Here is a 22,601-nt window from a genome sequence, read left to right as displayed (position 1 = left end):
GCGTCTCGTCCCAGGCCGGGTCAAGGCGGGCGGCGACTCGTGGGTCGTCGGCGAATTCGCTGCCGGTCCTGACCTGGTCCAGTGCGGCCTGCGCCGCGTTCACTCCGGCCTGCGCGGTCTGCACGCCCGTCTGCGCCTCGGCCACCCCCGCCTGGACGGCCTCGACGGCGAACTGCGCCTCGTCCTCGGCCTCGGCCGCTTCTTCCATGGCGGCGCCTGCCCGCTCCTCGGCCTCCCTGGCCGAGCTCAGGTCGGCGATGGCCTCGTCGAGCGCGGCCCGCACCTGGAGGGCGGAGGCACCGCCCGCCGAGCCGCCTCTGGCGGCGTACGGGCCGAGCAGGTCGCCGGAGCGGGTGACGGCCCGCAGCTCGGGCCACTGCTCGACGACCTTCCTCGCCGTCTCCAGATCGTCCACGACCAGCACGTCCGCCAGCAGGTGCGCGGCGGAGGCTCGCAGCTCCGCGGGCACGGTGACCAGGTCGACCGCCCACCGGCTCCCCACGACGGGCACCGGGCCCGTCTCGGGCTCCGTGCCGTCCGCGGCGACGAGCAGGGCGGCCTGGCCCGCGTCCCGGCCTCCGAGGAAGTCGATGGCGTCCGTGGCGGCCTGCAGGGACTCGACGGCGACGGCCTCGGCGAAGGCGCCGAACACGGCGGCGACGGCCACCTCTGCGCCGGGGCTGACGGTCAGCATGGCGGCCACCGGGCCGAGCACCCCGGCCATGTCGGCGGCGAGCAACGCCGCCGCACCGTCCGCGCCGCTCGCCAGGCTCAGTTCGAGTGCCTCGAACCTGGCCTCGAGAGCGGCGACCTGGCGCTGGGCGTCCTGGTCCGCCTTGCGGGCGACGCCGACCGCGGCCCTGGCCGCACCGAGGGCGGCGCTCGGGCCCGCGACCGCGGCCTTCGCCTCGTCGACCACGGCCCTGGCCTGGTCGACGGCCTGCCTGGCCTGGTCGACGACCTCCAGCGCGATCTCCAGCTCCTCGGTGAGAGCCGGGTCCGTCTCCGGGTCGGCCCGCTCCTGGCTGTCGTGCTCCGCGCGGGCGCGTTCCGCGCGCTGCTCCGCCTCCTCCAGGGAGAGCGCGAGGCGCCCGATCTCCTCCTCCGCCGCCCCCGCCCTGCTGCGCACCGCGCCGACCTGGCCCCTGAGCCTCGCCAGCCCCTCACGCCTGTCCGCGGCGGCCCTGGCCTCCGCGGCAAGGCGGCGTTCCTCCGCGGCGAGCGCCGACTCGGTCTCCGCTCGCCTGGCCACGGCTCCCGCCAGCGTCTCCTGCTCCTGGGCGAGCAGTTCTTCGAGGACCCGCTCCTGCTCCCGGACCTCCTCGGCCTCCCGCTCGTAGTCCTCCGGGTCGCGCCCTCTGCGTTCGACCGCGCTGTCGGTCGCGTTGCGGTGCCGTTCCGCCGCCAGTCCCGCCAGGCCCCTGAGACGCTCGCGGAGGGAGGAGAGACGGAAGTAGGTCTCCTGTGCGGCGGCCAGGCGCGGCTGGGCCTGCGCTTCGGCCGCCTCAAGCTCGGCCTCCATGACCTGGCCCTGCTCCAGCTCGGCCTCGACCACCGTACGGCGGGCCAGCACCGCGGCCTCGTCCGCGGTCTCCCTTTCCAGGGTGGTGCGCAGGATGAGCATGTCGTCGGCGAGCAGCCTGAGCCTGGCGTCACGGAGATCGGCCTGGATGACGGCGGCCTTACGGGCGATCTCCGCCTGGCGGCCGAGTGGCTTGAGCTGCCTGCGCAGCTCGGTGGTCAGGTCCTGGACGCGGGCCAGGTTGGCCTGCATCGCGTCGAGCTTCCGCAGCGCCTTCTCCTTGCGCTTGCGGTGCTTCAGGACGCCCGCCGCCTCCTCGATGAAGGCCCTGCGGTCCTCAGGGCCCGCGTGCAGCACCTGGTCGAGCTGGCCCTGCCCGACGATGACGTGCATCTCGCGGCCGATGCCCGAGTCGGAGAGCAGCTCCTGGATGTCGAGCAGGCGGCAGGTGTCGCCGTTGATGGCGTACTCACTCTGGCCTGCCCTGAACATCAGGCGGCTGATGGTGACCTCGGTGTAATCGATCGGCAGCGCGCCGTCGGTGTTGTCGATGGTGAGGGTGACCTCGGCGCGGCCGAGCGGAGCCCGGGAGGACGTCCCGGCGAAGATGACGTCCTCCATCTTGCCGCCGCGCAGCGACTTGGCACTGTGCTCGCCCATGACCCAGGCGAGCGCGTCGACCACGTTTGACTTGCCCGAGCCGTTCGGGCCGACGACGGCGGTAATGCCGGGCTCGAACCGGAGGGTGGTCGCCGAGGCGAAGGACTTGAACCCGCGCAGGGTCAGGGTCTTCAGATACATGTCACCCCCTGTCCACTGTGCTCACCCGTGCCCGTGCCGTTTCCGTGCTATATACGTGCAGTCTTCGCTATGTATGTGCAGTTTTCGTGCCATGTCCATGTGTCTGCGCCGCCGCGCCGGCCCGCGCGCCGCCCACAGCGCGTCCAGCCCGTGTCCGCGTCGTGCGCCGGCCACGTGTCCGCACCCGCCGTCACACCCGGGCGCCACGGCCGTGGCGCCCTCGGCCCGCGCCTTTCAGCGCCGCCCTGTCGCTCCCGCCTGGGAAGACTACCGTTCTTCACCCGCGCCCGCCCGTCCAGCGCCTATGGTGCCCTGCATGGATGCGGAACGCGCTGACGGCGAAGCTCCGGCATCCCCGCGCGGCGGGGAGCGTCATCTCAGGCGGCGGGCCTTCCTGGTCGGTGGAGGACTGACCGTGCTCGGCCTCGGCGGCACCGCCCTGGCGGTCGGCCCGGACGGCATCCGCGACGCGTACGCCCACATCGTCTGCGGCTCCGTGCCGGATCCCCCGCGGGCCCGTCCGGGAAGGCGTCAGCAGGGCACGTTGGAGGGCCGCAAGGTGATCATCGCGCTGCCGCCGCGCACGCGGGGCGCGGTCTCCGTCGTAGTCATGTTCCCCGAGGCTCCCGGGGGCGCACGCGCGCCGTTCGACCTCTACGCGGTCGACCTCTACCTCGCCGCGAGTCAGGGACGCTTCGCGGTCGCCGCCGTGGACGACTGGCCCTCCGCGGACATCGTCGGCACCCTGCTGCCCTACCTGAAGGCCAGTGGGCTGGACACCCGGCGGATCGGGCTGCTCGGTTGGTCCGGGGGTGGCGCGGAAGCGCTCAGGCTGGCCGCGCAGCTCGGCGCCGACCGGGTCGCCGCGGTCGCCGCGTCCTCACCCGCCGTCACCGCGGCGCGAGCCCCCCTGCGCGAGCTGATCGACATCCCGATCTGGCTGGGCTGCGGCGAGCAGGACGACAGGGCTCCGCAGACGGAGACGATGCTGAAGGGACTGAAAGCACTCGGCGCGACGACGGAAGGAGGGATCTCCTCGGGGTGCCAGGACACGGCGTACCGGATCCGTGTGCTCCCCGAGCAGCTCGCCTTCTTCACACGTCACCTGTGAGTCTTTCTTCCCAGGTGACGTGCGGACCGCCCGTCACGCGGAGCGGTCCATTTTTGTCTCGTCGTATATGAGCCGCTCGTCATGCTCGAGCGGTCTGGCTTCTCATGCCACGTATTGTCCGACATCACCGCATACGATCCTGCATACGGCGAGGGGTCGGCATGGCAAGGGACGCCCCGAAGAGGCGCCCCTGGACAGTGTGTTTTGTCCCGGTCTCCTAAGTGAGAACCGGCTCACGATCCTGCAGGCGGCCGAACTCCTCGTCGCGGGCACTGGCCGCGAGTTCGTCGTTCTGGGCCTGGAGCCGGGTGAGCTCTGCCTCGAGATCACGGATGCGCTGCTGGAGACGGCGCATTTCCGAGACCATACGAGGGTCAGGACCGCCGACGTGGCCTAGTAGAGCCTTCGCCATGGTAAAGGGTCCTCCACGCTGAGTGACCAGACTGGTTCGCGCACTTCTTGCCGCGGGAGGGGTGCGCGTGGTTCTTATCAAGAGTCGCACCGGCGGAAGGGGCGGTCAAGTTGAACGCTCCGTGTGGATGCACCAGTGGGCACTCTCGACAGTAAAATATACCTTATTTTGGACGGTTTAAGGAAGCGTCAGCGCTCCACGAAACCGGCAAGATTCCCTTTGGCCTCGCTCCAGCGTTCCATGACCGCGTCAACTCTTCCCGGGGTCCCACCGGCCCTGAGCAGGGCGAGAAGCTCGGCGCACGGCTCCTGCCCGCCCTCGGCCACGACCTCGACCCGCCCGTCCTCGGTGTTCCTCGCCCAGCCGGTCAGCCCGAGCTCCAGTGCCCTCGCCCGCGTCCACCAGCGGAAGCCGACGCCCTGGACACGCCCTCTGACCCAGGCGGTCAGCCGCACCTCCGTCACGCCCCCGCCCTCCTCTGGCGGGGCTGGCAGCGGGGACAACTGTAGGAGGAACGGTTCATGAACGACTCTCTGACGATCGGCGTGCCACAGCGGGAACAGGGTTCGTCCCGCCTGCCGTAGACGGCCAGCGAACGGTCGAAGTAACCGCTCTCGCCGTTGACGTTGACGTAAAGGCTGTCGAAGGACGTGCCGCCCTCCGACAGCGCCGCAGTCATGACCTCGCGGGCCGCGCCCAGCAGCTCGGAGATCTTCGGCCTGGTCAGAGCATTGGTCGGCCTGGCGCCGTGCAGACGCGCCCGCCAGAGCGCCTCATCGGCGTAGATGTTGCCGACCCCGCTGATCAGCGACTGGTCGAGGAGAGCCCGCTTGACCTCCGTCTGCTTCGCCCGCAGGCGGCGGGCGAACAGTTCCTCGTCGAAGTGCTCCTCGAACGGGTCCGCCGCGATGTGTGTGATCGGCTCGGGCACCGGCCTGCCGCCCGACTCGGTCATCGACGTCACCAGCACGTGCCCGAAGGTCCGCTGGTCGACGAAGCGCAGGTCGGGGCCGCCGTCGGTGAAGGCGATCCGGACCCTGAGATGCTTCTCCGGGACCGCGTCGGGCTCGACGACCAGCAACTGGCCGCTCATGCCGAGATGGGCGAGGATCGCGTCGGTGCCGTCCAGGGGCAGCCAGAGGTACTTGCCCCTGCGCTCGGCGGAGCCGATCGTGCGGCCCTTGAGCCGGGAGGCGAACTCCTCGGCCCCGGGGACGTGCCTTCTGATCGCCCGCGGGTGGAGCACCTCGGCACGGGCGACGACCCGTCCGGAGACCCAGCGTTCCAGGCCCCGCCGTACCACCTCGACCTCGGGCAGCTCAGGCATGCACTCCTCCTCGGGCAGGTCGACCGGCCTCGCGCGGACGGGTGAGCCGGTCTCTCGCGCCTGCGGGACAGCCGGCGCGTCTGGCTGACGGGTCAGCCGGCCTCGTGCTTGTCCCGGTCCTCGCGGATCCGGGTCCAGGCCGCCTCCGCGGCCTGCTGCTCAGCCTCTTTCTTCGAGCGGCCTGAGCCCGAGCCGTATTCCTCACCGCCGACCCTGACGACCGCGGTGAAGGACTTCGCGTGGTCGGGACCGCTCTCCTCAACGTGGTACTCGGGCACGCCGAGCGACTCGGAGGCGGTGAGCTCCTGCAGCGAGGTCTTCCAGTCGAGCCCCGCGCCCAGCGAGGCCGAGCGGGTGATGAGGGGGTCGAAGAGCAGGTGGACGACACGGAACGCCTCATCGAGGCCCTTGTCGACGTACACGGAGCCGATCAGCGCCTCAAGGGTGTCGGCGAGGATCGAGGACTTGTCACGGCCCCCCGTGCCCTCCTCGCCCCTGCCCAGGCGCAGGAACCTCCCGAGGCCGAGGGTGCGGGCCACGCCCGCGAGGGCGCGCATGTTGACCACCGCGGCCCTGAGCTTGGCGAGCTGCCCCTCGGGCAGGTCGGGGTGGTTGCGGTAGAGGGTGTCGGTGACCACGAGGCCCAGCACGGAGTCGCCGAGGAACTCCAGGCGCTCGTTGGTCGGCAGGCCGCCGTTCTCGTAGGCGTAGGAGCGGTGGGTCAGCGCCCGCTCCAGGATCGCGAGGTTCAGCCGCACGGAAAGGACCCGTTCGAGCTCGTCACTGACGAACTCGACGGCCACCGGCTTGACACTGCTCATACCCATGACTTCTTCTCCTCGCACGTCTCTCGTCGAATGCGCGATGGCGAAGAAGCGAACGAGAAATGCCCGAAGATGTGGTGGGCGCCGGGAGGGTACGCGTTATCGCGGACCCCGGCGTCCACCACAGCCGCGGGCGGACCGCCATCGCATGTGGATCGCGAACGGTTGCGCCGGCCGGTGCCGGAAGGACCCGGCCGGCGTCCGTCGGTCAGAATGCGATCAGGCGGAGGGCTCGATCACCTGACGGCGGTTGTAAGTGCCGCAGGAGGGGCACGCCACGTGCGGACGCTTCGGCGAGCGGCACTGGGGGCAGCTCACGAGCGAAACCGCGGCGGCCTTCCACTGCGACCTGCGGGAGCGAGTGTTGCTCCGCGACATCTTGCGCTTGGGGACAGCCACGTCAGCTCTCCTGATCGTTGTTATGTTCCGGAACCAGACCCTGCAACTTGGCCCAGCGGGCGTCGACGACCTCGTGCTTGTGGCCAGGCTCGGCATCCGCCAGCCTGATCCCGCACTCCGAGCAGAGTCCGGTGCAGTCTTCACTGCAGACCGGGCTCAACGGCAGTGTGAGCACCACCGCGTCGCGGAACGCGGGCTCGAGGTCGAGGAGTTCACCGTCGAGAAGCGAGTCGTCCTCGGCAGCATCCTCTGCCGAGTAGAGGAACAGTTCCTGGAAGCTCACCTCGGTGTCCGAGGAGACATCCTCCAGGCAGCGTGCGCATTCCCCCCGCAGCGGGGTCTGCGCCGTGCCCGTGACGAGCACACCCTCCATGACCGCTTCAAGCCGGATGTCCAGCTCGACATCGGCGCCCCTGGGGACACCGATCATGTCGACGCCGACGTCCGCCGGTGCCGGGAGAGTGAGGTGCATCCGACGCATCGACCCTGGTCGCCGCCCCAGATCATGGGTGGAGACCACCCAGGGGGCGCGGGGGTCAAGGCTGTGCGGAGTCATTCCACTCTCATTAGGCATGGCGAATCAACGCCGTCGTGCAAGGCAGAAACAAGAGAATACCAGGACCTAGCCCCTGAGCCGTTCGACCAGGAGCTCCTGAACGAGATCGGGGACCAGACCGGCCACGCTTCCGCCGTACCGGACGATCTCCTTGATGCGGCTCGACGACAGGAACGACACCTCGGGCCCGGTCGCCATGAAGAGCGTCTCGACCCCGGACATCCGGTAGTTGAGCTGCGCCATCTGGAGCTCGTAGTCGAAGTCGCTGATCGCCCGCAATCCCTTGACGATGGCGGGGATCTCCTGCTGCCTGCAGTAGTCCACCAGCAGGCCGTGGAACTTGTCCACGCGTACGTTGCCGTACTCCTTGGTCACGGTCTGGAGCATCTCGATCCGCTCCTCGACGGTGAACAGACTCTTCTTCTCGATATTGATCAGCACCGCCACCACGACCTCGTCGTACTGCCGGGAGGCCCGGCCGATGATGTCCAGATGGCCGTTGGTAACGGGATCGAACGATCCCGGACAGACAACGCGACGCAAGGCGAACCCCCTGCTCTATGGATTCCCGGCGGCGCGACCGTACCAAACGGCCGCTTCCCCGTAACGACGCACCCTCTCCTCTTCATATCCACGAGGCCACACCAGGTCCTTCCCCCTGCTCTCCCTTTCCACCACGACCAGCGCGTCCTCCGCCAGCCAGCCGCGGTCCCTCAGCTGCCCGAGCACGCCGTCGACCGCCTCCGCGGTCACCGTGTACGGCGGATCGGCGAACACCAGGTCGTACGGCTCCGCGGCCCCCCGCTCGAGCACCCGCTCGACCCGGTCGGCCACGAGCTCGGCTCCCGGCAGCCCGAGGGTCGCGATGTTCGCCCTGATCGTCCTGACCGCCTTGGCGTCCGACTCGACGAGCAGGGCGTGCGCCGCTCCCCGTGACAGCGCCTCGAGGCCGACGGCTCCGGATCCGGCGTACAGGTCCAACACCCTCGCGCCGTCCAGGGAGCCGAGCAGCGACCCCACGGTCGAGAAGATCCCCTCCCTGGCCCGGTCGCTCGTGGGACGGGTCCCCCGTCCCGGCGGCACGGCCAGCCGTCGTCCCCCTGCGCTTCCCGCGATGACTCGACTCACCGGCTCATTCTCCCAGCGCCGCCCCGGGAGGCGTCCCCGCGGCCGGGATGAGGCCGCGCCACCCGCGCCCGGTAGCCCGGCGTGTCGCGACGCATCACATAACCGCAGGTCAAAAGGGTCTGGGTAGGTGATCTAGGTCAAGAGTGGGCAAGGAGTGGCGACGAAAGCGCAAGGGTCGTTCCACCCGGCCACGAGGCCTTGCATGATGAGTCCTGCGGCCTTCGGTGACCCAGGAGAAGGCCGACCGGCGTGATCGTGAGCCCTTCCGCACGCCGGTGCTCTCGGCACCTGACCCGAGAGTGGGCCCAGGCGGGGACGGCATTCGGGGGGAGGCCGTCCCCGCTCTCGGGCGTTCCCCCTGACTCCGCGGAGCGGCAGGCGGCTCAGGTCTTCTCGAGGTACTCCGCCCGCTCGTCGGCCAGCAGCCTGTCGATCTCCATCCGGAGGATCGTGTTCCCGGTGAGATCGGGATCGGCCGCCAGCATGGTCTCGGCGTCGAGGCGGGCGTTGTGGATGACCTCCTCGTCCCGCAGGAGCTGGAGCAGCTTCAGCGACGACCTGCGGCCCGACTGAGCGACGCCCAGCACGTCGCCCTCGCGGCGCTGCTCCAGGTCGACACGGGACAGCTCGAAGCCGTCGAGGGTCGAGGCGACCGCGTCGAGCCGCTCACGGGCCGGGGTTCCGCCCAGGGACTCGCTCACCAGCAGGCACAGTCCCGGCAGCCCGCCCCGGCCGACCCGGCCGCGCAGCTGGTGGAGCTGCGAGACGCCGAACCGGTCGGCGTCCATGATGACCATGACCGAGGAGTTGGGCACGTCGACGCCGACCTCGATGACCGTGGTCGCCACCAGGACGTCGGTCTCGCCCCTGGTGAAGGCACGCATCACGGCGTCCTTCTCCTCCGGGGGCAGCTTGCCGTGCAGCACCGCCGTACGGAGCCCGTGCAGCGGCCCCTGTGACAGCATCTCGGCCACGTCGAGCACCGCCAGCGGCGGACGCCGCTCGTCGTCGTCCTTCGACAGATCGCCCTCGTCGCCCTCCAGGTCGCCGATGCGCGGGCAGACGATGTAGGCCTGCCGCCCGAGCTCGACCTCCTCGCGCAGCCTGGTCCAGGTGCGGTCGAGGAAGTGCGGCTTCTCCGCGGCGGGGACCACGTGCGTGGTGATCGGCGCACGGCCGGAGGGCAGCTGGGAGAGCGTGGAGACCGTCAGGTCGCCGAAGACGGTCATGGCGACCGTGCGCGGGATCGGCGTCGCGGTCATGACCAGCACGTGCGGGCGGCCTCCGCCCGCCTTCTCCCTGAGCGCGTCGCGCTGCTCGACGCCGAACCTGTGCTGCTCGTCGACCACGACCAGGCCGAGGTCGGCGAACTGCACACGCTCCTGGAGGACCGCGTGGGTGCCGACCACGATCCCGGCGGCGCCGGACGCGGCGTCGAGCATGGCCGAACGACGGGCCGCCGCGCCGAGCGAGCCGGTCAGGAGGGCGACCGCCGTACCGCCGAACATGCCGCCGGTCGCCAGGTCGCCGAGCATGGCCGAGATCGACCTGTGGTGCTGCTGGGCGAGCACCTCGGTCGGCGCCAGCAGGACGGCCTGGCCACCGGCGTCGACCACCTGGAGCATGGCACGCAGCGCGACGACGGTCTTGCCCGCGCCGACCTCGCCCTGGAGCAGCCGGTGCATGGGGTGGGCCACGGCCAGGTCGGCCGCGATCTCCTCCCCCACGGTCCGCTGTCCCTCGGTGAGCTGGAACGGCAGGCGCGCGTCGAAGTCGGCCAGCAACCCGTCACCGCACGCGGGCCTGGGGGTCGCGGGCCAGGAGGCCGCGGCCATCCTGCGCTGCAGCAGCACGGCCTGGAGCAGGAACGCCTCGTCGAACTTCAGCCGCCTGCGCGCCCTGGAGACGTCGGCGTGGTCACGCGGCCTGTGGACGGCCATCAGCGCCTCGGTCAGCCCCGGGAGGCCGTGCTTGGCCCGCAGGTCGGCCGGGAGCGGGTCGTCGAGGGGCTCAAGGGTGTCGAGGAGGACCCCCAGCGCCCTGCGGATGGCCCAGGGGGTCACGTCCTTGCCCGCCGGATAGATCGGCACCAGCGCGGCGGCGAACTTCTCCGCGCCCGCCTCGCTCTCGTCGAACATCTCGAACTCGGGATGGGAGAGCTGCCACCTGCGTTTCTCCCCCTGGCCGAACGCGCCGACCTTTCCCGCGAACATGCCGCGGACGCCGGGCCGCAGCCGTGTCTCCGCGATGTGGGAGGCCTTGCCGAAGAAGGACAGATAGATCTTGCTGCGGCGGCCGTCGACGACCTCGACCTCCAGCCAGCTTCCGCCCTTGTTGCGCATCGGCCTGCGCATGGCCCTGGTGACCTCGCCGACCACGGTGACGTGCTCGTCGACCTGCAGGTCCTCGAGGTCGGTCAGCTCACCCCGCTCCGCGTAACGCCGGGGGTAGTGCCGCAGCAGGTCACCGACGGTGCGCAGGTCGAGGACGCTCTCCAGCAGCTTGGCGGTCTTGGGGTCAAGCGCCTTGGTCAGCGGCTCGTCGAAGCTCGTCACCCCAAGTTTCTACCGCGTCTGTGCGACAGAATTGACCCGACGCACCAACGTGTCCGCTCCGGGCGCCCGCTTCCCGGCCCCGGCCCACCCGGCAGGCACGATCTTCCCGCGTCTCCCCGCGTCTCCCCGCGTCTCCCCGCGTCTCCCCGCGTCTCCCCGCGTCTCCCCGCGTCTCCCCGCGTCTCCCCGCGTCTCCGCGGCCGGCCGTGGCCACCGCCGTACCGCGGGCGCATCGAGAACCCGCAGCATGCCGCCCTCCGCCCCCCGAGGATGCGCTACGGTTGGCATTGGAGATTATCCCCGTTCGACCAGTCATGGCGGCTCGTGTTGCCATGCCGGGCCGGACATCGGGTATCCTCGTGTGGCCAGCCGGTCGTCCCGGCATGCCCGATGACCGCCGCCAGTGCGGCGGATCGAGCCTCTCGACTGATCTAAGGAGCGAACCGTGGCTTCCGTCTGCGATGTTTGCGCTAAGAAGCCGACCTTCGGCAACAACGTCTCCCACTCGCACCGCCGCACCCGCCGCCGCTGGAACCCCAACATCCAGCCCGTGCGCGCAGTGGTGAACGGCACGCCGAAGCGGCTGAACGTTTGCACCTCCTGCATCAAGGCCGGCAAGGTCACTCGCTAGCCAGACGCGCGAAGGCCCGCCACTCCCTTCCCGGGAGCGGCGGGTCTTTGCCTTTTCCGCGGGCATCGCGGTTTCCCGTCAGCGTTACCGGCTTGCCCTTTTCCGGACATCCCAGCTGAATCGCCGCCCTGAATGACTAGTGTCTGCTAGGTGAGCACTCCCCCCGGACCGCTGAAGCTGAGCGTGGGCGCGAGCACGGGCGCGAAGATAGGCATGCTGGTCTTCGCCATCCCCTTCCTCGGGATCCCGCTGTTCATGATCTTCAGCTTCGTGGGCTCGGACGCCCTGGAGACGGGTCGTGCCGCGTTCGGCCTCCACTCCCTGTTCCTGCTGGTCCCCGTCACGGTCATGACGGTGTTCGTGATCGGCGCTCTCGGCACCTTCCGCTTCCGCGCGGTGCTGGACGGGAGCGTCCTGGAGGTCCGCGAGACGTTCACGACGCGCAGGGCCGACCTCGCCAGGGCCCGCGTCTGGCTGGACTCCTCCCCCGAGTACTCGGGGACCGGCGACAATCGGCGCAGGACGGGGCGCCGGATCCCCCACCTGTCCGCCCAGGAGCAGGACCGCCAGAAAGTACGGCTGCGCCTGCGCACCGCGAGCGACTTCCTGCCGCCGCACGAGCTGGCGGCGCTCGCCGAGGCCGTCGAGTCGGGTCACAGGATCGGTCAGGAGGCCGAGCAGGCCGCCCAGACGGCCGACATCCTCCGCCGCCTGGGCACCGACCCCATCACCCGGCTCCTGTAAACCGCCCGGCCGCTTCGTCTCCCTCGGAGTGTCAGTGCTGTGCGGGCGATCAGAGATCACTCGACGACGGCGAACCGTAACGCCAGCGCCACGCGTGGTCGACGGGGCCGATGCCCGTGCCCAGGGCGAAGCCGTGGGCGATGGCACCGGTGACGTATGCCTTGGCCTTCCCGACGGCCGTGGGGACGTCGGCGCCGAGCGCCAGGTGGGAGGCGATGGCGGAGGCCAGGGTGCAGCCGGTGCCGTGGGTGTGGCGGTTGTCGTGGCGTTCCCCGGTGAAGCGGAACTCGTTGGTGCCGTCGGTCAGCAGGTCGACCGGGGGGCCCGGCAGGTGTCCACCCTTGATCAGCACCCAGGTGGGCCCCAGTTCCAGGATCGCGTCCGCGGCCCTGCGCATGTCCCGGTCGTCCTCGACCTTGATGCCCGTGAGCTGCAGGACCTCCCAGAGGTTCGGGGTCACGACGGTGGCCGTGGGCAGCAGCCGCGACTTGACGATGTCCACCGCCTCGGGCGCGAGCAGCGTGTCACCGTGCTTCGAGACCCCGACCGGGTCGACCACGACCGGCGCCTCGACCCGTGCGAGCACCTCGGCAGCTGTCTCGACCAGCACGGGCGAGGCCAGCATCCCGGTCTTGACCGCCTGAACGCCGATGTCGCCGAGCACCGAGTCGAGCTGGGCGCGCACCGCCTCGGGCGGCAGCTCCCAGTATCCCTGGACACCCAGCGAGTTCTGGGCGGTCACCGCGGCGATGACGCTCATGCCGTGCACGCCGAGGGCCAGCATCGTCTTCAGGTCCGCCTGGATGCCCGCACCGCCGCCGGAGTCGGACCCGGCGACGGTCAGCACCCGAGGAGGGGTGGAATCGGTCATACACACCATCCAACCAGTTCCCCTGCAGGCGAGACGACCCAGTCGTTTCCCGCGGAGGTCAGACGACGACGCAGTTGCCCGGGGAGCTCTGGCAGGTCTGCGGCGTGCGCGCCTGACCGTCCGCCGTGAAGGTGACGACCAGGTGCTCGCCCTCGTTCAGGTTCTCCGTTGACTCGATCACCAGGGTGTCGCCGACCTGCTTCCAAGTCGCGCCGGTCACCGAGGTGACGGCGCCGCCGATCGGCACCTTCAGGGTCAGGCCGTCGAGTTTCTCGTCGGTGGCGATCACGAGCTGGGCGGTGTAGACCTGGTCCTTCTCCTTCACCAGACCGAATCCGACGGTGACTCCCGCGCCGCTCGCGGGGGCGGTCGAGGTGGGGGCCGGGGTCGGCGTTGGGGCGGGGGCACCGGAGGGCTCAGAAGGCCCGTGCGTCTGGTTGCCGGAGACGAGCGCCTCACCGGTCGGCTCCGGCGTGGGGACGGGCTCCTCGGTTGGCTGCGCCTGCTGGGTGCGGCGCGGGGTGTGGGTGGCCCTCGGCGTCGGACTGGGCTTGGCACCCGGGGTACGGCCGACATGACGCGGGGTGGTCACAGGTGCGGGGGGCGGAGGGGTGTCCGTGTCCCTCTTCCCCTCCGCGGGCTTCTCCGTCGGCACCGGCTCCTCGGAGGCCGGGGGCTCCTCGCTGGGCGGGGGCTCCTCCTCGGTGAGGAGGGTCTCGGGGGCGGGCTGGTTCGATGCCCCCGCGACGCATCCACCCGGCGGGCAGGCGGTGGTCGAGTCGGCGGGACCGCTCATCAGCTGGATGCCGGCCACGCTTCCGCCGAGCAGCATGGCCACCGCCGCGGCGGTGAGCAGCGCCAGCTTGGCGCGCCCTTTCCGCCGGTGTTCCCTGTCAGGCCGGACGGGGTCGGACAGCTCGGACTCAGCCGACCATCCCGATCCCAGGAACCCCTTCGTGGGTTCGGTGACGGCCGACTCCTCGGGACGGAGCCGGCGCCCGATCGGCTCGTCACGGGTTTCGGGCTGTGGAACGGACTCCGGCTCACGTTTGCCCCGGCTACGGGGGGCGTCTTCCCCATGTCCACCATGGCGGCCCATGTCGCCCCTTCCTCTAGGGAATCTCGGCCGCCCAACTTCATACCATTTTAATAACCGTTTGTCGCAAATTTAACTGATGTCACAGGAGTGGGAAACCTCACTGCCGGAAGTGATCCCAGCCCTCGTACGTCATCGAACGGCCTGTGACCTGCACGCCCTTGCCCGAATCGACGTGGCCGACCACGGCCCACTCGGGCGGAAGCCGTACGTCCTTGGGGAACGTCGCGGCGAGTGCGTGATCTTCTCCACCGGAGAGGACCCACTCCAGCGGGTCCGCGCCGAGCCGCCGGGCGGCCTCCTCCATCGGGGCGGAGATCGCGAAGGCCTCCGGGGAGAGCACGACTCCGACCCCGCTCGCCGTGGCGACGTGGCCGAGATCCTGGAGCAGGCCGTCGCTGACGTCGAGCATCGAGGTCGCGCCGAGCGCGGCCGCCTGCGGACCGCAGGCGTACGGGGGCGTCGGGCGGCGGTGGGCGTCGAGCAGTTCCACGGGACCGGTCTCGCCCGCGGCGAGCAGCGCGAGGCCTGCCGCGGCGTGGCCGAGTCGCCCCGCGACCGCGACCACGTCCCCGGGACGCGCGCCGGAACGGGTGACCGGTGCCCGCCCGCCGAGGTCGCCCAGGGCGGTGACCCCGATCACGACCAGGTCGCAGCGAGTGATGTCGCCACCGACCACGCTGGCGCCGACCAGGTCGCATTCGTCGCGGAATCCGTCGGTGAGGTCGTCGAGCCAGCCCGTGGCCGCATCCCCTGGCAGGCCAAGGCCGACCACGATGCCGGTGGGGTCGGCGCCCATGGCAACGATGTCTGAAAGATTCTGTGCCGCGGCTTTGCGACCAATGTCATAGCCACTGGACCAATCGCGACGAAAGTGCCTACCCTCGATCAATAAGTCCGTCGTCACGACGACCCGTCCATCAGGAGACCTCACCATCGCGGCGTCGTCCCCGGGACCGAGGAGCACGGTCCCACCCTGTGGCAAGCGTTCGGCTATACGTGCAACAACTCCGAATTCGCCGAGATCTCCGACTGTGATGACACACCTCCCGTTCATCACAGGGTACGGTGGCCCTTCGGCACTGATCCAATCGCCCGGGAGGACGTTATGGTGCAGGCCTACATCCTGATCCAGACCGAGGTTGGCAAGGCGGCGAACGTGGCCGGGCAGATCTCCTCGATCTCCGGTGTCACGCAGGCCGAGGACGTCACCGGTCCCTACGATGTGATCGTCCGCGCCGAAGCCCGCAATGTGGACGATCTAGGCAAGCTTGTGGTGGCCCAGATTCAGGCGGTGGAGGGCATCACACGTACTCTTACGTGTCCCATCGTGCACATCTGATTCACCGGGAACGCGACATGTCACTCCGGTTCGCTCGCTGGACCGCGCTCGCCTGCCTCCCGCTGATCCTGGCGGGATGCGGCGGCGCGGTCCGCGTGGACCCACCCGTGCCGGAGGGGTCCGCCGCCGCCGCGTGCAGAGCGCTCGGCGAACGACTTCCCCAGACCCTCGACGGCCTGAAGCGGGTGGAGACGACGCCCGCCTCGCCGTACGTCGCCGTGTGGGGGGAGGCGCGGATCGCGCTGCGCTGCGGGGTGCCGCGGCCGGTGACGATGACGGCGACCGAGCAGGTGCCGGAGATCAACGGGGTCGCGTGGTTCAACGACCCCGGCAGGCCCGCGCTGTTCACCGCGATCGGCAGGGAGGCCTACGTCGAGGTGACGATCTCCGGTGAGCACATCCCGCAGGATGTGCTCATCGAACTCGCCGCCCCCATCAAGGCGGCGCTGCCGCAGGTCGGATGACCTGACCGCGCCATCGGGGCAGCCCGGTCACCCGCCGCGGACAGGACGACTACCGCAGGCCGGGTGAACGCCGCAGCGCCAGCTGGATCAGCCGGTCGACCAGCTCCGCGTAGGGCAGGCCGGTCGCGGCCCACAGTTGCGGCGCGACCGAGACCGAGGTGAAGCCGGGCATCGTGTTGATCTCGTTGAGGATCAGCCTGCCGTCCTCGGTGTAGAAGAAGTCGACCCGGGACAATCCCTCGCACCCCAGCGCCTCGAAGGCGCGCACGGCCATCGCGCGCAGGTCCTCCGCCACCTCGGCCGGGATGTCGGCGGGCACCGCCAGGGACATGTCGCTGCCGATGTACTTGGCCTCGAAGTCGAAGAACGCGTGATCGCCACGGACGAGCACCTCGCCGGGCAGGCTGGCGCGCGGAGCCTCGTCGCCCGGCGACTCCAGCACGGCGCACTCGATCTCCCGGCCCACGATCGCGGCCTCGACCAGCACCTTCGGGTCGTGCTCGCGGGCGAACTCGACGGCCCTTTCGAGCTCCTGGTGGTCGTTGGCCTTGGAGATGCCCTGGCTCGACCCGGCGCGGGCGGGCTTGACGAAGACCGGCCAGCCGAGCTCCTCGACCTCCTTGAGCACGCGCTCGCGGTCGGTGCGCCAGTCGCGGTCGCGGATGACCACGTACGGTCCGACCGGCAGGCCGGAGGCGGCGAGCACCATCTTCATGTAGCCCTTGTCCATGCCGACCGCGCTGGCCAGCACCCCGGAGCCGACGTAGCGGACCCCGGCCATCTCCAGCAGTCCCTGGATCGTGCCGTCCTCGGCGAAGGGGCCGTGCATCACGGGGAAGACGACGTCCACCTGGCCCAGCTCGACCGGGATGCTGCCCGCGTCGTAGGCCACCAGCGAACCGCCGCCCGACGGCAGTGCCAGTCCCGCCCCGTCGGCGACAACGGCGGGCATCGCGCCGTCCTCGATCGCGTAGCGCTGGTCGCCTGAGGCGAGCACCCACCGCCCATCCTGGGCGATCCCCACGGGAACGACCTCGTACTTGGACCGGTCGACGGCCTCCAGCACGCTCCCGGCTCCAAGGATGGAGACGGCGTGCTCGGAGTTGCGGCCACCGAAGACGATTGCAACCCGCGGCCGGGTTTCTTGCTGCTCGCTCATGATGACCGAATCTACCCTCTCTGGGGGGTCATCCCCGTTGTCAGACGCGCCTATCTGCCCGACGCGGGCCCGGCGGCGCGCCCCGGCCTGGCCCCCGGCGCGGCCCCGGGAACGGCCCCCGGCGGGCGCGCCGATCCGTGCCCCGGCACACCGCCCGCCATGGGCCCCTGCACGGGTCCCCGCACGGGCCCTGACGCGGGCCCTGACTCAAGCAGCGCGGTCAGGGAGTCGAGCGCCTTCGTCACGTCCACGATGAGATCCTCCGCGTCCTCAAGGCCGATGGAGAAGCGGACCGCGGCCGCGTCGATCCCGGAGGCCTCACCGAGCTGCGGGTGGCTGGTGGAGGCCACATGTGTGGCCTTGGTCTGGGTTCCGCCGACCGACGTGGCGATCGAGGCGAGCTTGAGGCCGTCCGCCAGCGCCACGCCCGCTTCGTAGCCACCGTGCGGGGTGACCGTCACGCATGCGCCGTACCTGGTCCCCTCAGGGCCCGAGTCGAACAGGTGCCTGGCGAGCTGATGCCCAGGGTGCCCCGGCAGGCCCGGGTAGTCGACCCGGCGCACCGCGGGATGCTTGGCCACCGCGGCGGCGAACACCATCGCGGTCGCGCACATCCTGCGCACCCGCAGCGGCAGGGTCGCCAGGCCCCTGCGGAGCAGGAACGCGTCGTCGGGAGAGAGCGTGCCGCCGGTGTCGATGCGGACCTCGCGCAGCTGCGCGATCAGGTCGGGACGGCCGACCGCGACGCCGCCGCTGCAGTCGTCGTGGCCGCCGAGATATTTGGTCGCGGAGTGGATCACCAGGTCGGCGCCGTGTTCCAGCGGGCGGCACACGATCGGGGTCGCGAAGGTCGAGTCGACGACAAGCAGCGCCCCCGCCCTGCGGGCGATCCGGTACAGGCCTCTGATGTCGGCGACGGCCATGGTCGGATTGGACAGGGTCTCCGCATAGATGATCTTCGTGTTCGACCTGACCTCGGCGTTCACCCGGCTGAGGTCGCTGTAGTCCGCGAAGCCCGCGGTGACGCCGAATCGGGACAGCACGTTGGTGATCAGCGAGTAGGTCCCGCCGTACACCGGGATCGGAGCGACGATGTGCGCCCCCGCGCGCAGGAAGGTCATCAGAACCGCGTTGATCGCGGCCATCCCCGAGGCGAACGCCTGCCCGGCGACGTCCTTGGGCGCCGCCGCCCCCTCAAGTGAGGCGACCGCGGCGGCGAAGGCGGCGGTCGTCGGGTTGTCCACCCGGCCGTAGGCGAAGCCGGAGCTCTTCTCGTCGCACACGTCGGCGTACTCGGCCGAGTCGGCGAAGCCCCAGGCGGAGCTGCGCCACACCGGCAGGCCGAGCGGGGTCTGCCGGGGCTCCGCCGGGGCGGGCAGGTGCACCGACCGGGTGTTCTCGCCGTTCGGTCTACGCATGCGTCGGTTCACCGGATCCGCGCCGGGGGTGCTCCGATCCCGCGGCCGGAGAGCGACGGCGCTTCCCTCCCTCGGAACGTCGATGGGGTCGGATGGCTGGGAATCCTCGGCGTCGAGGTCGGAGAGGAGGTCAAACGCCGTACCGTTCGGGCTTGAGGGTCCGCGACATCAGCAGGGTCGCGGCCTCAGCGGGGGGCATCCCGTCGTGCACGACGGCCACAACCACCTCCGTGATCGGCATCTCGACATCGTGCTTTCTGGCCAGTTCCAGAACCGACTCGCAGGATTTGACCCCCTCGGCGGTCTGTTTCGTCGCGGCGACGACCTCGGCCAGGGTCATCCCCCGACCAAGATTCTCACCGAAGGTACGGTTCCTGGACAATGGGGATGTACAGGTCGCTATGAGATCACCCATCCCGGCGAGCCCGGCGAAGGTGTGCGGGTCCGCACCGAGCACCGCGCCGAGACGCGAGATCTCCGCGAGACCGCGGGTCATCAGCATCGCCCCGACGTTGTCGCCGAGCCCCATGCCCGCGGCGACGCCGACGGCCAGGGCGATCACGTTCTTGACCGCCCCGCCGAGCTCGACCCCGACGACGTCGGGATTGGTGTAGGGGCGGAACCACGGCGGCAGGTGACAGGCCTCCTGGAGCCGCTCCATGGCTCGCTCGTCGGCGCAGGCGACCACGGTCGCCGCGGGCTGGCCCCTGATGATCTCGCCGACCAGGTTGGGGCCGGAGACCACCGCGACCTGCTCTTTGGGCACCTCGGCGACCTCGCAGATGACCTCGCTCATGCGTTTCGTCGTGCCGAGCTCGATGCCCTTCATCAGGCTGACCAGCACCGCGTCCTGCGGCAGGTCCGGCTTCCACTCCGTCAGGTTCGCGCGCAGCGTCTGGGAGGGGACGGCGAGCACGACGAAGTCGGCGCCATCCAGGGCCTCCGCGGGGTCGGTGGTCGCGCGCAGGGTCTCGGGCAGTTTCACACCCGGCAGGTAGTCGGGGTTCTCGTGGCGGCGGTCGATCGCCTCGACGACCTCGGGACGCCTGCCCCACAGGACGGTCTTGCCGCCCGCCCCCGCCAGGATCATCGCGAAGGTCGTGCCCCACGAACCTGTGCCGAATACAGCCGCCTTGGTCATTTCCTCACCGTACGTCGAAGTCAGTTGTCCGAAGGTCTCTTGAACGGCGTCTCCGGTGCCTTCTCACCGCGCAACTCGGCGAGCTGAGCCGTGATCGCCGCCATGATGTCGGCGGTCGCCTCGCGCAGGACGTCGGCGTGGAGGGGCTGCCCCTCGTATTTCGACAGGTCGACCGGCGGACCTGTCAGCACGCGGAAGGTCTTGCGCGGCCAGAGACGCGGCCGTTTGCTGCCGTAGGGCAGGATCTCCTGGGCACCCCAGTGCGCGACGGGGATCACCGGCGCGCCGGTCGCCAGGGCCAGCCTGGCCGCGCCTGTCTTGCCCTCCATCGGCCAGAACCCGGGGTCGCGGGTGCAGGTGCCCTCGGGATAGAACATCACGCAGGCGCCGTCGGCGATCCTGCGCTCGGACTCGGCGAGCGAGCGGGCGGCGTCCGCGCTTCCCCGGTAGACCGGGATGGCCATCAGCTCCCGCACCATGTGCCCGAGCAGCGGCACGGAGAAGAGCCCCGACTTGGCCAGGATCGTCGGCCAGCGGCCGTTGTTGTAGAGGTAGTGCGAGATCAGGACGGGATCAAGCCATGACAGGTGGTTGGTCGCCAGGATGATCCCCCCCGCCCTGGGCAGGCGGTCGGTCCCGCGCCAGTCCTTCTTGACCAGGAGCCACGAGATCGGTTTGACGATCGTGACGGCCACGGCGACCCAGAACCGGGAAGGCCATCCAGGACGTCTCATGAGCTCCTCCATATGCGTGGGGTGCGCCCTAAGTGTCCCGGTTGGCCGCACGGGATGTCGAGGCGGGATGCTTAAGGCTATGCCTGCTCCGCAGAGTTCCGACTGGACCCTCGTCGTCCCGGTCAAGACATTGGTCGCCGCCAAGACCCGGCTCTCGAGAGCCGCGGGCCCGCACCGGGCCGCGCTGGCCGTCGCAATCGCCTGTGACACCGTCGAGGCGGCGCTGAGCTGCGCGGCGGTCGCGCGGGTCGTGGTCGTGACGGGCGATCCCGTGGCCGCCGAGGCGCTCGCCGCGGTCGGTGCCCACGTCGTCGGCGACCCGGAGGCGGGGCTGAACGCGGCGCTACGCCACGGAGCCCTCGAGGCGGCGCGGCTGGCGCCCACGGACGCCGTAGGTGCGCTCCAGGCCGACCTGCCCGCGCTGCGCCCCGTCGAGCTGGCTCTCGTGCTCGCCGCCGCGGCCGAGTTCGACCAGGCGTTCCTGCCTGACGCCGCCGAGATCGGCACGACCTTCTACGGCGTACGGCCCGGCGTCCCGTTCGCGCCGGGGTTCGGCGGCGAGTCGCGCGAGCGCCATCTGCGGCGCGGCGCGAAGGAGCTCTGCCTGGACGGGATCGACTCGATCCGGAGGGACGTGGACACCCCCGACGACCTGCGGGCCGCGCTCGCGCTCGGCGTCGGCCCCCGCACCCTGGCGATGGTGGAGAAAATAAGCGGGGAGTCCCCCACAGGGGGGACTCCCTCACCTTCCTGACCTGCCCGGTCCCGCCATGTCCGCCGCTCGGGTTCCGGTTTCCCGGCCTGAGCGGCGGGCCCCCGCGGGCAGGGCTCCGCTGCGAGGTCAGTGTCCGGCGCTCTCCCCCTCACGGGCCTGCTTCGGCAGCAGGAAGGCCGTCACGAAGGTCAGCAGAAGCATCCCCGCGACCACCCAGAGGACCGTCCCCGCCGCGCCGATGAAGTCGGGCCTCGGGGCGCCCCCCGACTGGTCGAAGAAGACCGTGCCGAGCAGTGCGACGCCGACGGCCCCGCCCAGCTGCTGGATCGCGGTCAGCGTGCCCGAGGCCGAACCGGTCTCGTGCTGCTCGACGCCGGCCAGGATGATGTCGAAGAACGGCGCCATCAGCAGGCCCATGCCGAGCCCGGTGACCGCGAGCGCGGGGACGAACTGCCAGGCGGTCACGCCCGCGCCCGCCTGGGTGATCGTCAGCAGGACGCCGATCGTGCCGAGCGCCATGACCAGGATGCCGCCCTGCAGGACCTTGCGGCCGAACCTGGCGACCGCCTGCGCCACCCCGAAGCCCGCGACCATGCCCAGCGACCAGGGGATCATCACCAAGGCCGCCTGGAGCGTCGAGTAGCCGAGACCGAGCTGGGTGTAGAGGTTGAACACCAGCGCGAAGCCGGACATGGCGGAGAAGAAGGTCAGGCCGGTCGCCAGGCCGCCGGTGAAGGCCCGCTTGCGGAAGAGGCTGGGGACGATCAGCGGGTCACCGCCCGCTCTGCTCTTGCGCGCCTCGAACCAGCCGAAGAACACGAAGACGGCGGCGGAGGCGCCCATCATGAGGAACGACCAGAGGGGCCAGTCGCTCTCCCTGCCCTGGACCAGCGGGAAGACCAGCAGCAGGCCGGCGAGGGAGGCCAGGATCACACCCGGGACGTCGAGCTTGAGCGGGTGCGGCGAGCGCGACTCGGGCAGGAAACGCAGCCCCGCGAGGACGGCGGCCAGGCCGAGCGGCAGGTTGATCAGGAAGATCATGCGCCAGCCCGTGCCGAAGAAGTCGGCGTCGATCAGCCATCCGGCCAGGATCGGGCCTCCCACGGTGGACAGGCCCATGATCGGCCCGAACAGGCCGAACGCCGCGCCCATCTCCTTCGGCGGGAACATCTCCCTGATCATGCCGAGCCCCTGCGGCAGCATGACCGCGCCGAACAGGCCCTGCAGGACCCGTGCGCCGATGAGCAGCTCGGGCGTCTGGGCGACCGCGCACAGCAGCGAGCCCAGGGTGAACCCGGCCGCGCCGATGACGAACATCCGCCTGCGGCCGAAGATGTCACCGAGCCTGCCGCCGGTGATCAGGCCGACCGCCATCGAGAGGGTGTAGGCGGCGCCGAGCCACTGGATGGTGGCGGCGCTACCGCCGAGTTCGGTCCGGATGGTGGGGCCCGCGATGTTGGTGACCATGGCGTCGAGGAGGTCCATCACCTCGCCGAGCAGGATCACGAAGAGCGCGGCCCAGCGCCACCGATAGGCGGCCGGCTCGGCCGCCGGTTGGACTGTGGCTGTCACACCGGTGGTCATGGGGGGTCTCCTCATGTGGTCTGGGAAGATGACTCAATCTCTGATGAACAGCGTTCACTATACATGA

The 22,601-nt window shown here is 70.4% G+C and carries 24 protein-coding genes; 6 read left to right on the top strand and 18 right to left on the bottom strand.

The window, feature by feature from the left end:
* Positions 1 to 2,323 (bottom strand): AAA family ATPase (locus tag AB0395_RS17725; RefSeq protein WP_366281742.1); only part of this gene is annotated, 2,323 nt, incomplete at its 3' end.
* Positions 2,324 to 2,639: 316 nt separating this feature from the next.
* Here AB0395_RS17725 and AB0395_RS17720 point away from each other — a divergent pair.
* A complete protein-coding gene (locus AB0395_RS17720; RefSeq protein ID WP_366281741.1) occupies positions 2,640 to 3,434 on the top strand; it encodes a hypothetical protein in 795 nt (264 codons plus the stop codon).
* 217 nt (positions 3,435 to 3,651) lie between these two features.
* On the opposite strand, the gene AB0395_RS17715 is transcribed toward AB0395_RS17720, so the two are convergent.
* The 9 genes from AB0395_RS17715 to recG form a co-directional block, all read right to left on the bottom strand.
* Positions 3,652 to 3,846, bottom strand: coding sequence for a hypothetical protein (locus AB0395_RS17715; RefSeq protein WP_366281739.1), 195 nt, complete (start codon positions 3,844 to 3,846; stop codon positions 3,652 to 3,654).
* A gap of 188 nt (positions 3,847 to 4,034) precedes the next feature.
* Positions 4,035 to 4,310: an acylphosphatase gene (locus AB0395_RS17710; RefSeq protein ID WP_366281737.1), complete on the bottom strand. Its 276-nt coding sequence runs from the start codon at positions 4,308 to 4,310 to the stop codon at positions 4,035 to 4,037.
* Complete coding sequence (gene mutM / locus AB0395_RS17705; protein ID WP_366281736.1) at positions 4,307 to 5,173, bottom strand: bifunctional DNA-formamidopyrimidine glycosylase/DNA-(apurinic or apyrimidinic site) lyase; 867 nt, start codon at positions 5,171 to 5,173, stop codon at positions 4,307 to 4,309. Before mutM ends, AB0395_RS17710 begins: the two co-directional genes overlap by 4 nt.
* 92 nt (positions 5,174 to 5,265) lie before the next feature.
* Complete coding sequence (rnc, locus tag AB0395_RS17700) at positions 5,266 to 6,000, bottom strand: ribonuclease III (protein ID WP_366281735.1); 735 nt, start codon at positions 5,998 to 6,000, stop codon at positions 5,266 to 5,268.
* A gap of 216 nt (positions 6,001 to 6,216) precedes the next feature.
* Positions 6,217 to 6,396 carry a 50S ribosomal protein L32 gene (gene rpmF, locus AB0395_RS17695; RefSeq protein WP_179824792.1) on the bottom strand — a complete coding sequence of 60 codons (180 nt, stop codon included), beginning with the start codon at positions 6,394 to 6,396 and terminating at the stop codon, positions 6,217 to 6,219.
* 1 nt (position 6,397) lies between these two features.
* Entirely contained in the window at positions 6,398 to 6,952 is a 555-nt protein-coding gene (locus AB0395_RS17690; protein ID WP_366281734.1) for a YceD family protein, read from the bottom strand.
* Between the two features lie 66 nt (positions 6,953 to 7,018).
* Complete coding sequence (coaD, locus tag AB0395_RS17685) at positions 7,019 to 7,495, bottom strand: pantetheine-phosphate adenylyltransferase (RefSeq protein ID WP_271221957.1); 477 nt, start codon at positions 7,493 to 7,495, stop codon at positions 7,019 to 7,021.
* Positions 7,496 to 7,510: 15 nt separating this feature from the next.
* Entirely contained in the window at positions 7,511 to 8,080 is a 570-nt protein-coding gene (rsmD, locus tag AB0395_RS17680; protein WP_366281733.1) for a 16S rRNA (guanine(966)-N(2))-methyltransferase RsmD, read from the bottom strand.
* Positions 8,081 to 8,463: 383 nt separating this feature from the next.
* Positions 8,464 to 10,635, bottom strand: a complete 2,172-nt coding sequence (recG, locus tag AB0395_RS17675; protein ID WP_366281731.1) for an ATP-dependent DNA helicase RecG — start codon at positions 10,633 to 10,635, stop codon at positions 8,464 to 8,466.
* A 445-nt stretch (positions 10,636 to 11,080) separates the two neighbouring features.
* Here recG and rpmB point away from each other — a divergent pair, with 445 nt between their 5' ends.
* Positions 11,081 to 11,266 carry a 50S ribosomal protein L28 gene (gene rpmB, locus AB0395_RS17670; protein ID WP_012894387.1) on the top strand — a complete coding sequence of 62 codons (186 nt, stop codon included), beginning with the start codon at positions 11,081 to 11,083 and terminating at the stop codon, positions 11,264 to 11,266.
* A gap of 150 nt (positions 11,267 to 11,416) precedes the next feature.
* The gene (locus AB0395_RS17665; RefSeq protein ID WP_366281730.1) at positions 11,417 to 12,010 is read left to right on the top strand and encodes a hypothetical protein; all 594 of its coding nucleotides are present in this window, start codon (positions 11,417 to 11,419) and stop codon (positions 12,008 to 12,010) included.
* Positions 12,011 to 12,059: 49 nt separating this feature from the next.
* On the opposite strand, the gene thiD is transcribed toward AB0395_RS17665, so the two are convergent.
* From thiD to AB0395_RS17650, 3 genes are all read right to left on the bottom strand, one after another.
* Positions 12,060 to 12,890, bottom strand: a complete 831-nt coding sequence (thiD, locus tag AB0395_RS17660) for a bifunctional hydroxymethylpyrimidine kinase/phosphomethylpyrimidine kinase (RefSeq protein WP_366281728.1) — start codon at positions 12,888 to 12,890, stop codon at positions 12,060 to 12,062.
* Between the two features lie 49 nt (positions 12,891 to 12,939).
* Positions 12,940 to 13,980, bottom strand: a complete 1,041-nt coding sequence (locus tag AB0395_RS17655; RefSeq protein WP_366281727.1) for a hypothetical protein — start codon at positions 13,978 to 13,980, stop codon at positions 12,940 to 12,942.
* 97 nt (positions 13,981 to 14,077) lie between these two features.
* Positions 14,078 to 15,034: a thiamine-phosphate kinase gene (locus AB0395_RS17650; protein ID WP_366281726.1), complete on the bottom strand. Its 957-nt coding sequence runs from the start codon at positions 15,032 to 15,034 to the stop codon at positions 14,078 to 14,080.
* Between the two features lie 51 nt (positions 15,035 to 15,085).
* Between AB0395_RS17650 and AB0395_RS17645 the strand changes: the two genes are divergently transcribed.
* Together AB0395_RS17645 and AB0395_RS17640 are read left to right on the top strand one after the other, a co-directional pair.
* A complete protein-coding gene (locus AB0395_RS17645; RefSeq protein ID WP_366281725.1) occupies positions 15,086 to 15,319 on the top strand; it encodes an Lrp/AsnC ligand binding domain-containing protein in 234 nt (77 codons plus the stop codon).
* 17 nt (positions 15,320 to 15,336) lie between these two features.
* Positions 15,337 to 15,783 (top strand): DUF3515 domain-containing protein, encoded by a 447-nt coding sequence (locus tag AB0395_RS17640; RefSeq protein WP_366281723.1) that lies wholly within the window; start codon positions 15,337 to 15,339, stop codon positions 15,781 to 15,783.
* Positions 15,784 to 15,832: 49 nt separating this feature from the next.
* Here AB0395_RS17640 and AB0395_RS17635 read toward each other — a convergent pair whose 3' ends face one another.
* The 4 genes from AB0395_RS17635 to AB0395_RS17620 form a co-directional block, all read right to left on the bottom strand.
* Positions 15,833 to 16,942 carry a D-alanine--D-alanine ligase family protein gene (locus tag AB0395_RS17635; protein ID WP_366281722.1) on the bottom strand — a complete coding sequence of 370 codons (1,110 nt, stop codon included), beginning with the start codon at positions 16,940 to 16,942 and terminating at the stop codon, positions 15,833 to 15,835.
* Between the two features lie 50 nt (positions 16,943 to 16,992).
* On the bottom strand, positions 16,993 to 18,360 hold the full coding sequence (locus AB0395_RS17630; RefSeq protein WP_366281721.1) for an aminotransferase class I/II-fold pyridoxal phosphate-dependent enzyme: 1,368 nt from the start codon (positions 18,358 to 18,360) through the stop codon (positions 16,993 to 16,995).
* Positions 18,361 to 18,490: 130 nt separating this feature from the next.
* On the bottom strand, positions 18,491 to 19,501 hold the full coding sequence (locus AB0395_RS17625; protein ID WP_366281720.1) for an NAD(P)H-dependent glycerol-3-phosphate dehydrogenase: 1,011 nt from the start codon (positions 19,499 to 19,501) through the stop codon (positions 18,491 to 18,493).
* Between the two features lie 20 nt (positions 19,502 to 19,521).
* Positions 19,522 to 20,235 (bottom strand): lysophospholipid acyltransferase family protein, encoded by a 714-nt coding sequence (locus AB0395_RS17620; RefSeq protein WP_366281718.1) that lies wholly within the window; start codon positions 20,233 to 20,235, stop codon positions 19,522 to 19,524.
* Positions 20,236 to 20,302: 67 nt separating this feature from the next.
* Here AB0395_RS17620 and cofC point away from each other — a divergent pair, with 67 nt between their 5' ends.
* Entirely contained in the window at positions 20,303 to 20,989 is a 687-nt protein-coding gene (gene cofC / locus AB0395_RS17615; protein WP_366281716.1) for a 2-phospho-L-lactate guanylyltransferase, read from the top strand.
* Positions 20,990 to 21,076: 87 nt separating this feature from the next.
* On the opposite strand, the gene AB0395_RS17610 is transcribed toward cofC, so the two are convergent.
* Complete coding sequence (locus AB0395_RS17610; protein ID WP_366281715.1) at positions 21,077 to 22,534, bottom strand: MFS transporter; 1,458 nt, start codon at positions 22,532 to 22,534, stop codon at positions 21,077 to 21,079.
* Positions 22,535 to 22,601: the final 67 nt, after the last annotated feature.

The sequence above is a fragment of the Streptosporangium sp. NPDC051023 genome (assembly GCF_040689595.1).
Lineage (GTDB): Bacteria > Actinomycetota > Actinomycetes > Streptosporangiales > Streptosporangiaceae > Streptosporangium.
The sequence above is the reverse complement of the archived record's forward strand: the minus strand, read 5'-3'. Positions and strand labels throughout refer to the sequence as shown.

Excerpts from the sequence above, each read along its gene's own strand:
- rnc (WP_366281735.1), bottom strand. The coding sequence starts at position 6,000 with ATGGGTATGAGCAGTGTCAAGCCGGTGGCCGTCGAGTTCGTCAGTGAC.
- AB0395_RS17690 (WP_366281734.1), bottom strand. The coding sequence starts at position 6,952 with ATGACTCCGCACAGCCTTGACCCCCGCGCCCCCTGGGTGGTCTCCACC.
- AB0395_RS17625 (WP_366281720.1), bottom strand. The coding sequence starts at position 19,501 with ATGACCAAGGCGGCTGTATTCGGCACAGGTTCGTGGGGCACGACCTTC.
- mutM (WP_366281736.1), bottom strand. The coding sequence starts at position 5,173 with ATGCCTGAGCTGCCCGAGGTCGAGGTGGTACGGCGGGGCCTGGAACGC.
- AB0395_RS17620 (WP_366281718.1), bottom strand. The coding sequence starts at position 20,235 with ATGAGACGTCCTGGATGGCCTTCCCGGTTCTGGGTCGCCGTGGCCGTC.
- AB0395_RS17650 (WP_366281726.1), bottom strand. The coding sequence starts at position 15,034 with ATGAACGGGAGGTGTGTCATCACAGTCGGAGATCTCGGCGAATTCGGA.
- AB0395_RS17655 (WP_366281727.1), bottom strand. The coding sequence starts at position 13,980 with ATGGGCCGCCATGGTGGACATGGGGAAGACGCCCCCCGTAGCCGGGGC.
- AB0395_RS17635 (WP_366281722.1), bottom strand. The coding sequence starts at position 16,942 with ATGAGCGAGCAGCAAGAAACCCGGCCGCGGGTTGCAATCGTCTTCGGT.
- AB0395_RS17720 (WP_366281741.1), top strand. The coding sequence starts at position 2,640 with ATGGATGCGGAACGCGCTGACGGCGAAGCTCCGGCATCCCCGCGCGGC.
- thiD (WP_366281728.1), bottom strand. The coding sequence starts at position 12,890 with ATGGTGTGTATGACCGATTCCACCCCTCCTCGGGTGCTGACCGTCGCC.
- AB0395_RS17640 (WP_366281723.1), top strand. The coding sequence starts at position 15,337 with ATGTCACTCCGGTTCGCTCGCTGGACCGCGCTCGCCTGCCTCCCGCTG.
- AB0395_RS17630 (WP_366281721.1), bottom strand. The coding sequence starts at position 18,360 with ATGCGTAGACCGAACGGCGAGAACACCCGGTCGGTGCACCTGCCCGCC.
- AB0395_RS17645 (WP_366281725.1), top strand. The coding sequence starts at position 15,086 with ATGGTGCAGGCCTACATCCTGATCCAGACCGAGGTTGGCAAGGCGGCG.
- cofC (WP_366281716.1), top strand. The coding sequence starts at position 20,303 with ATGCTTAAGGCTATGCCTGCTCCGCAGAGTTCCGACTGGACCCTCGTC.
- AB0395_RS17610 (WP_366281715.1), bottom strand. The coding sequence starts at position 22,534 with ATGACCACCGGTGTGACAGCCACAGTCCAACCGGCGGCCGAGCCGGCC.
- AB0395_RS17715 (WP_366281739.1), bottom strand. The coding sequence starts at position 3,846 with ATGGCGAAGGCTCTACTAGGCCACGTCGGCGGTCCTGACCCTCGTATG.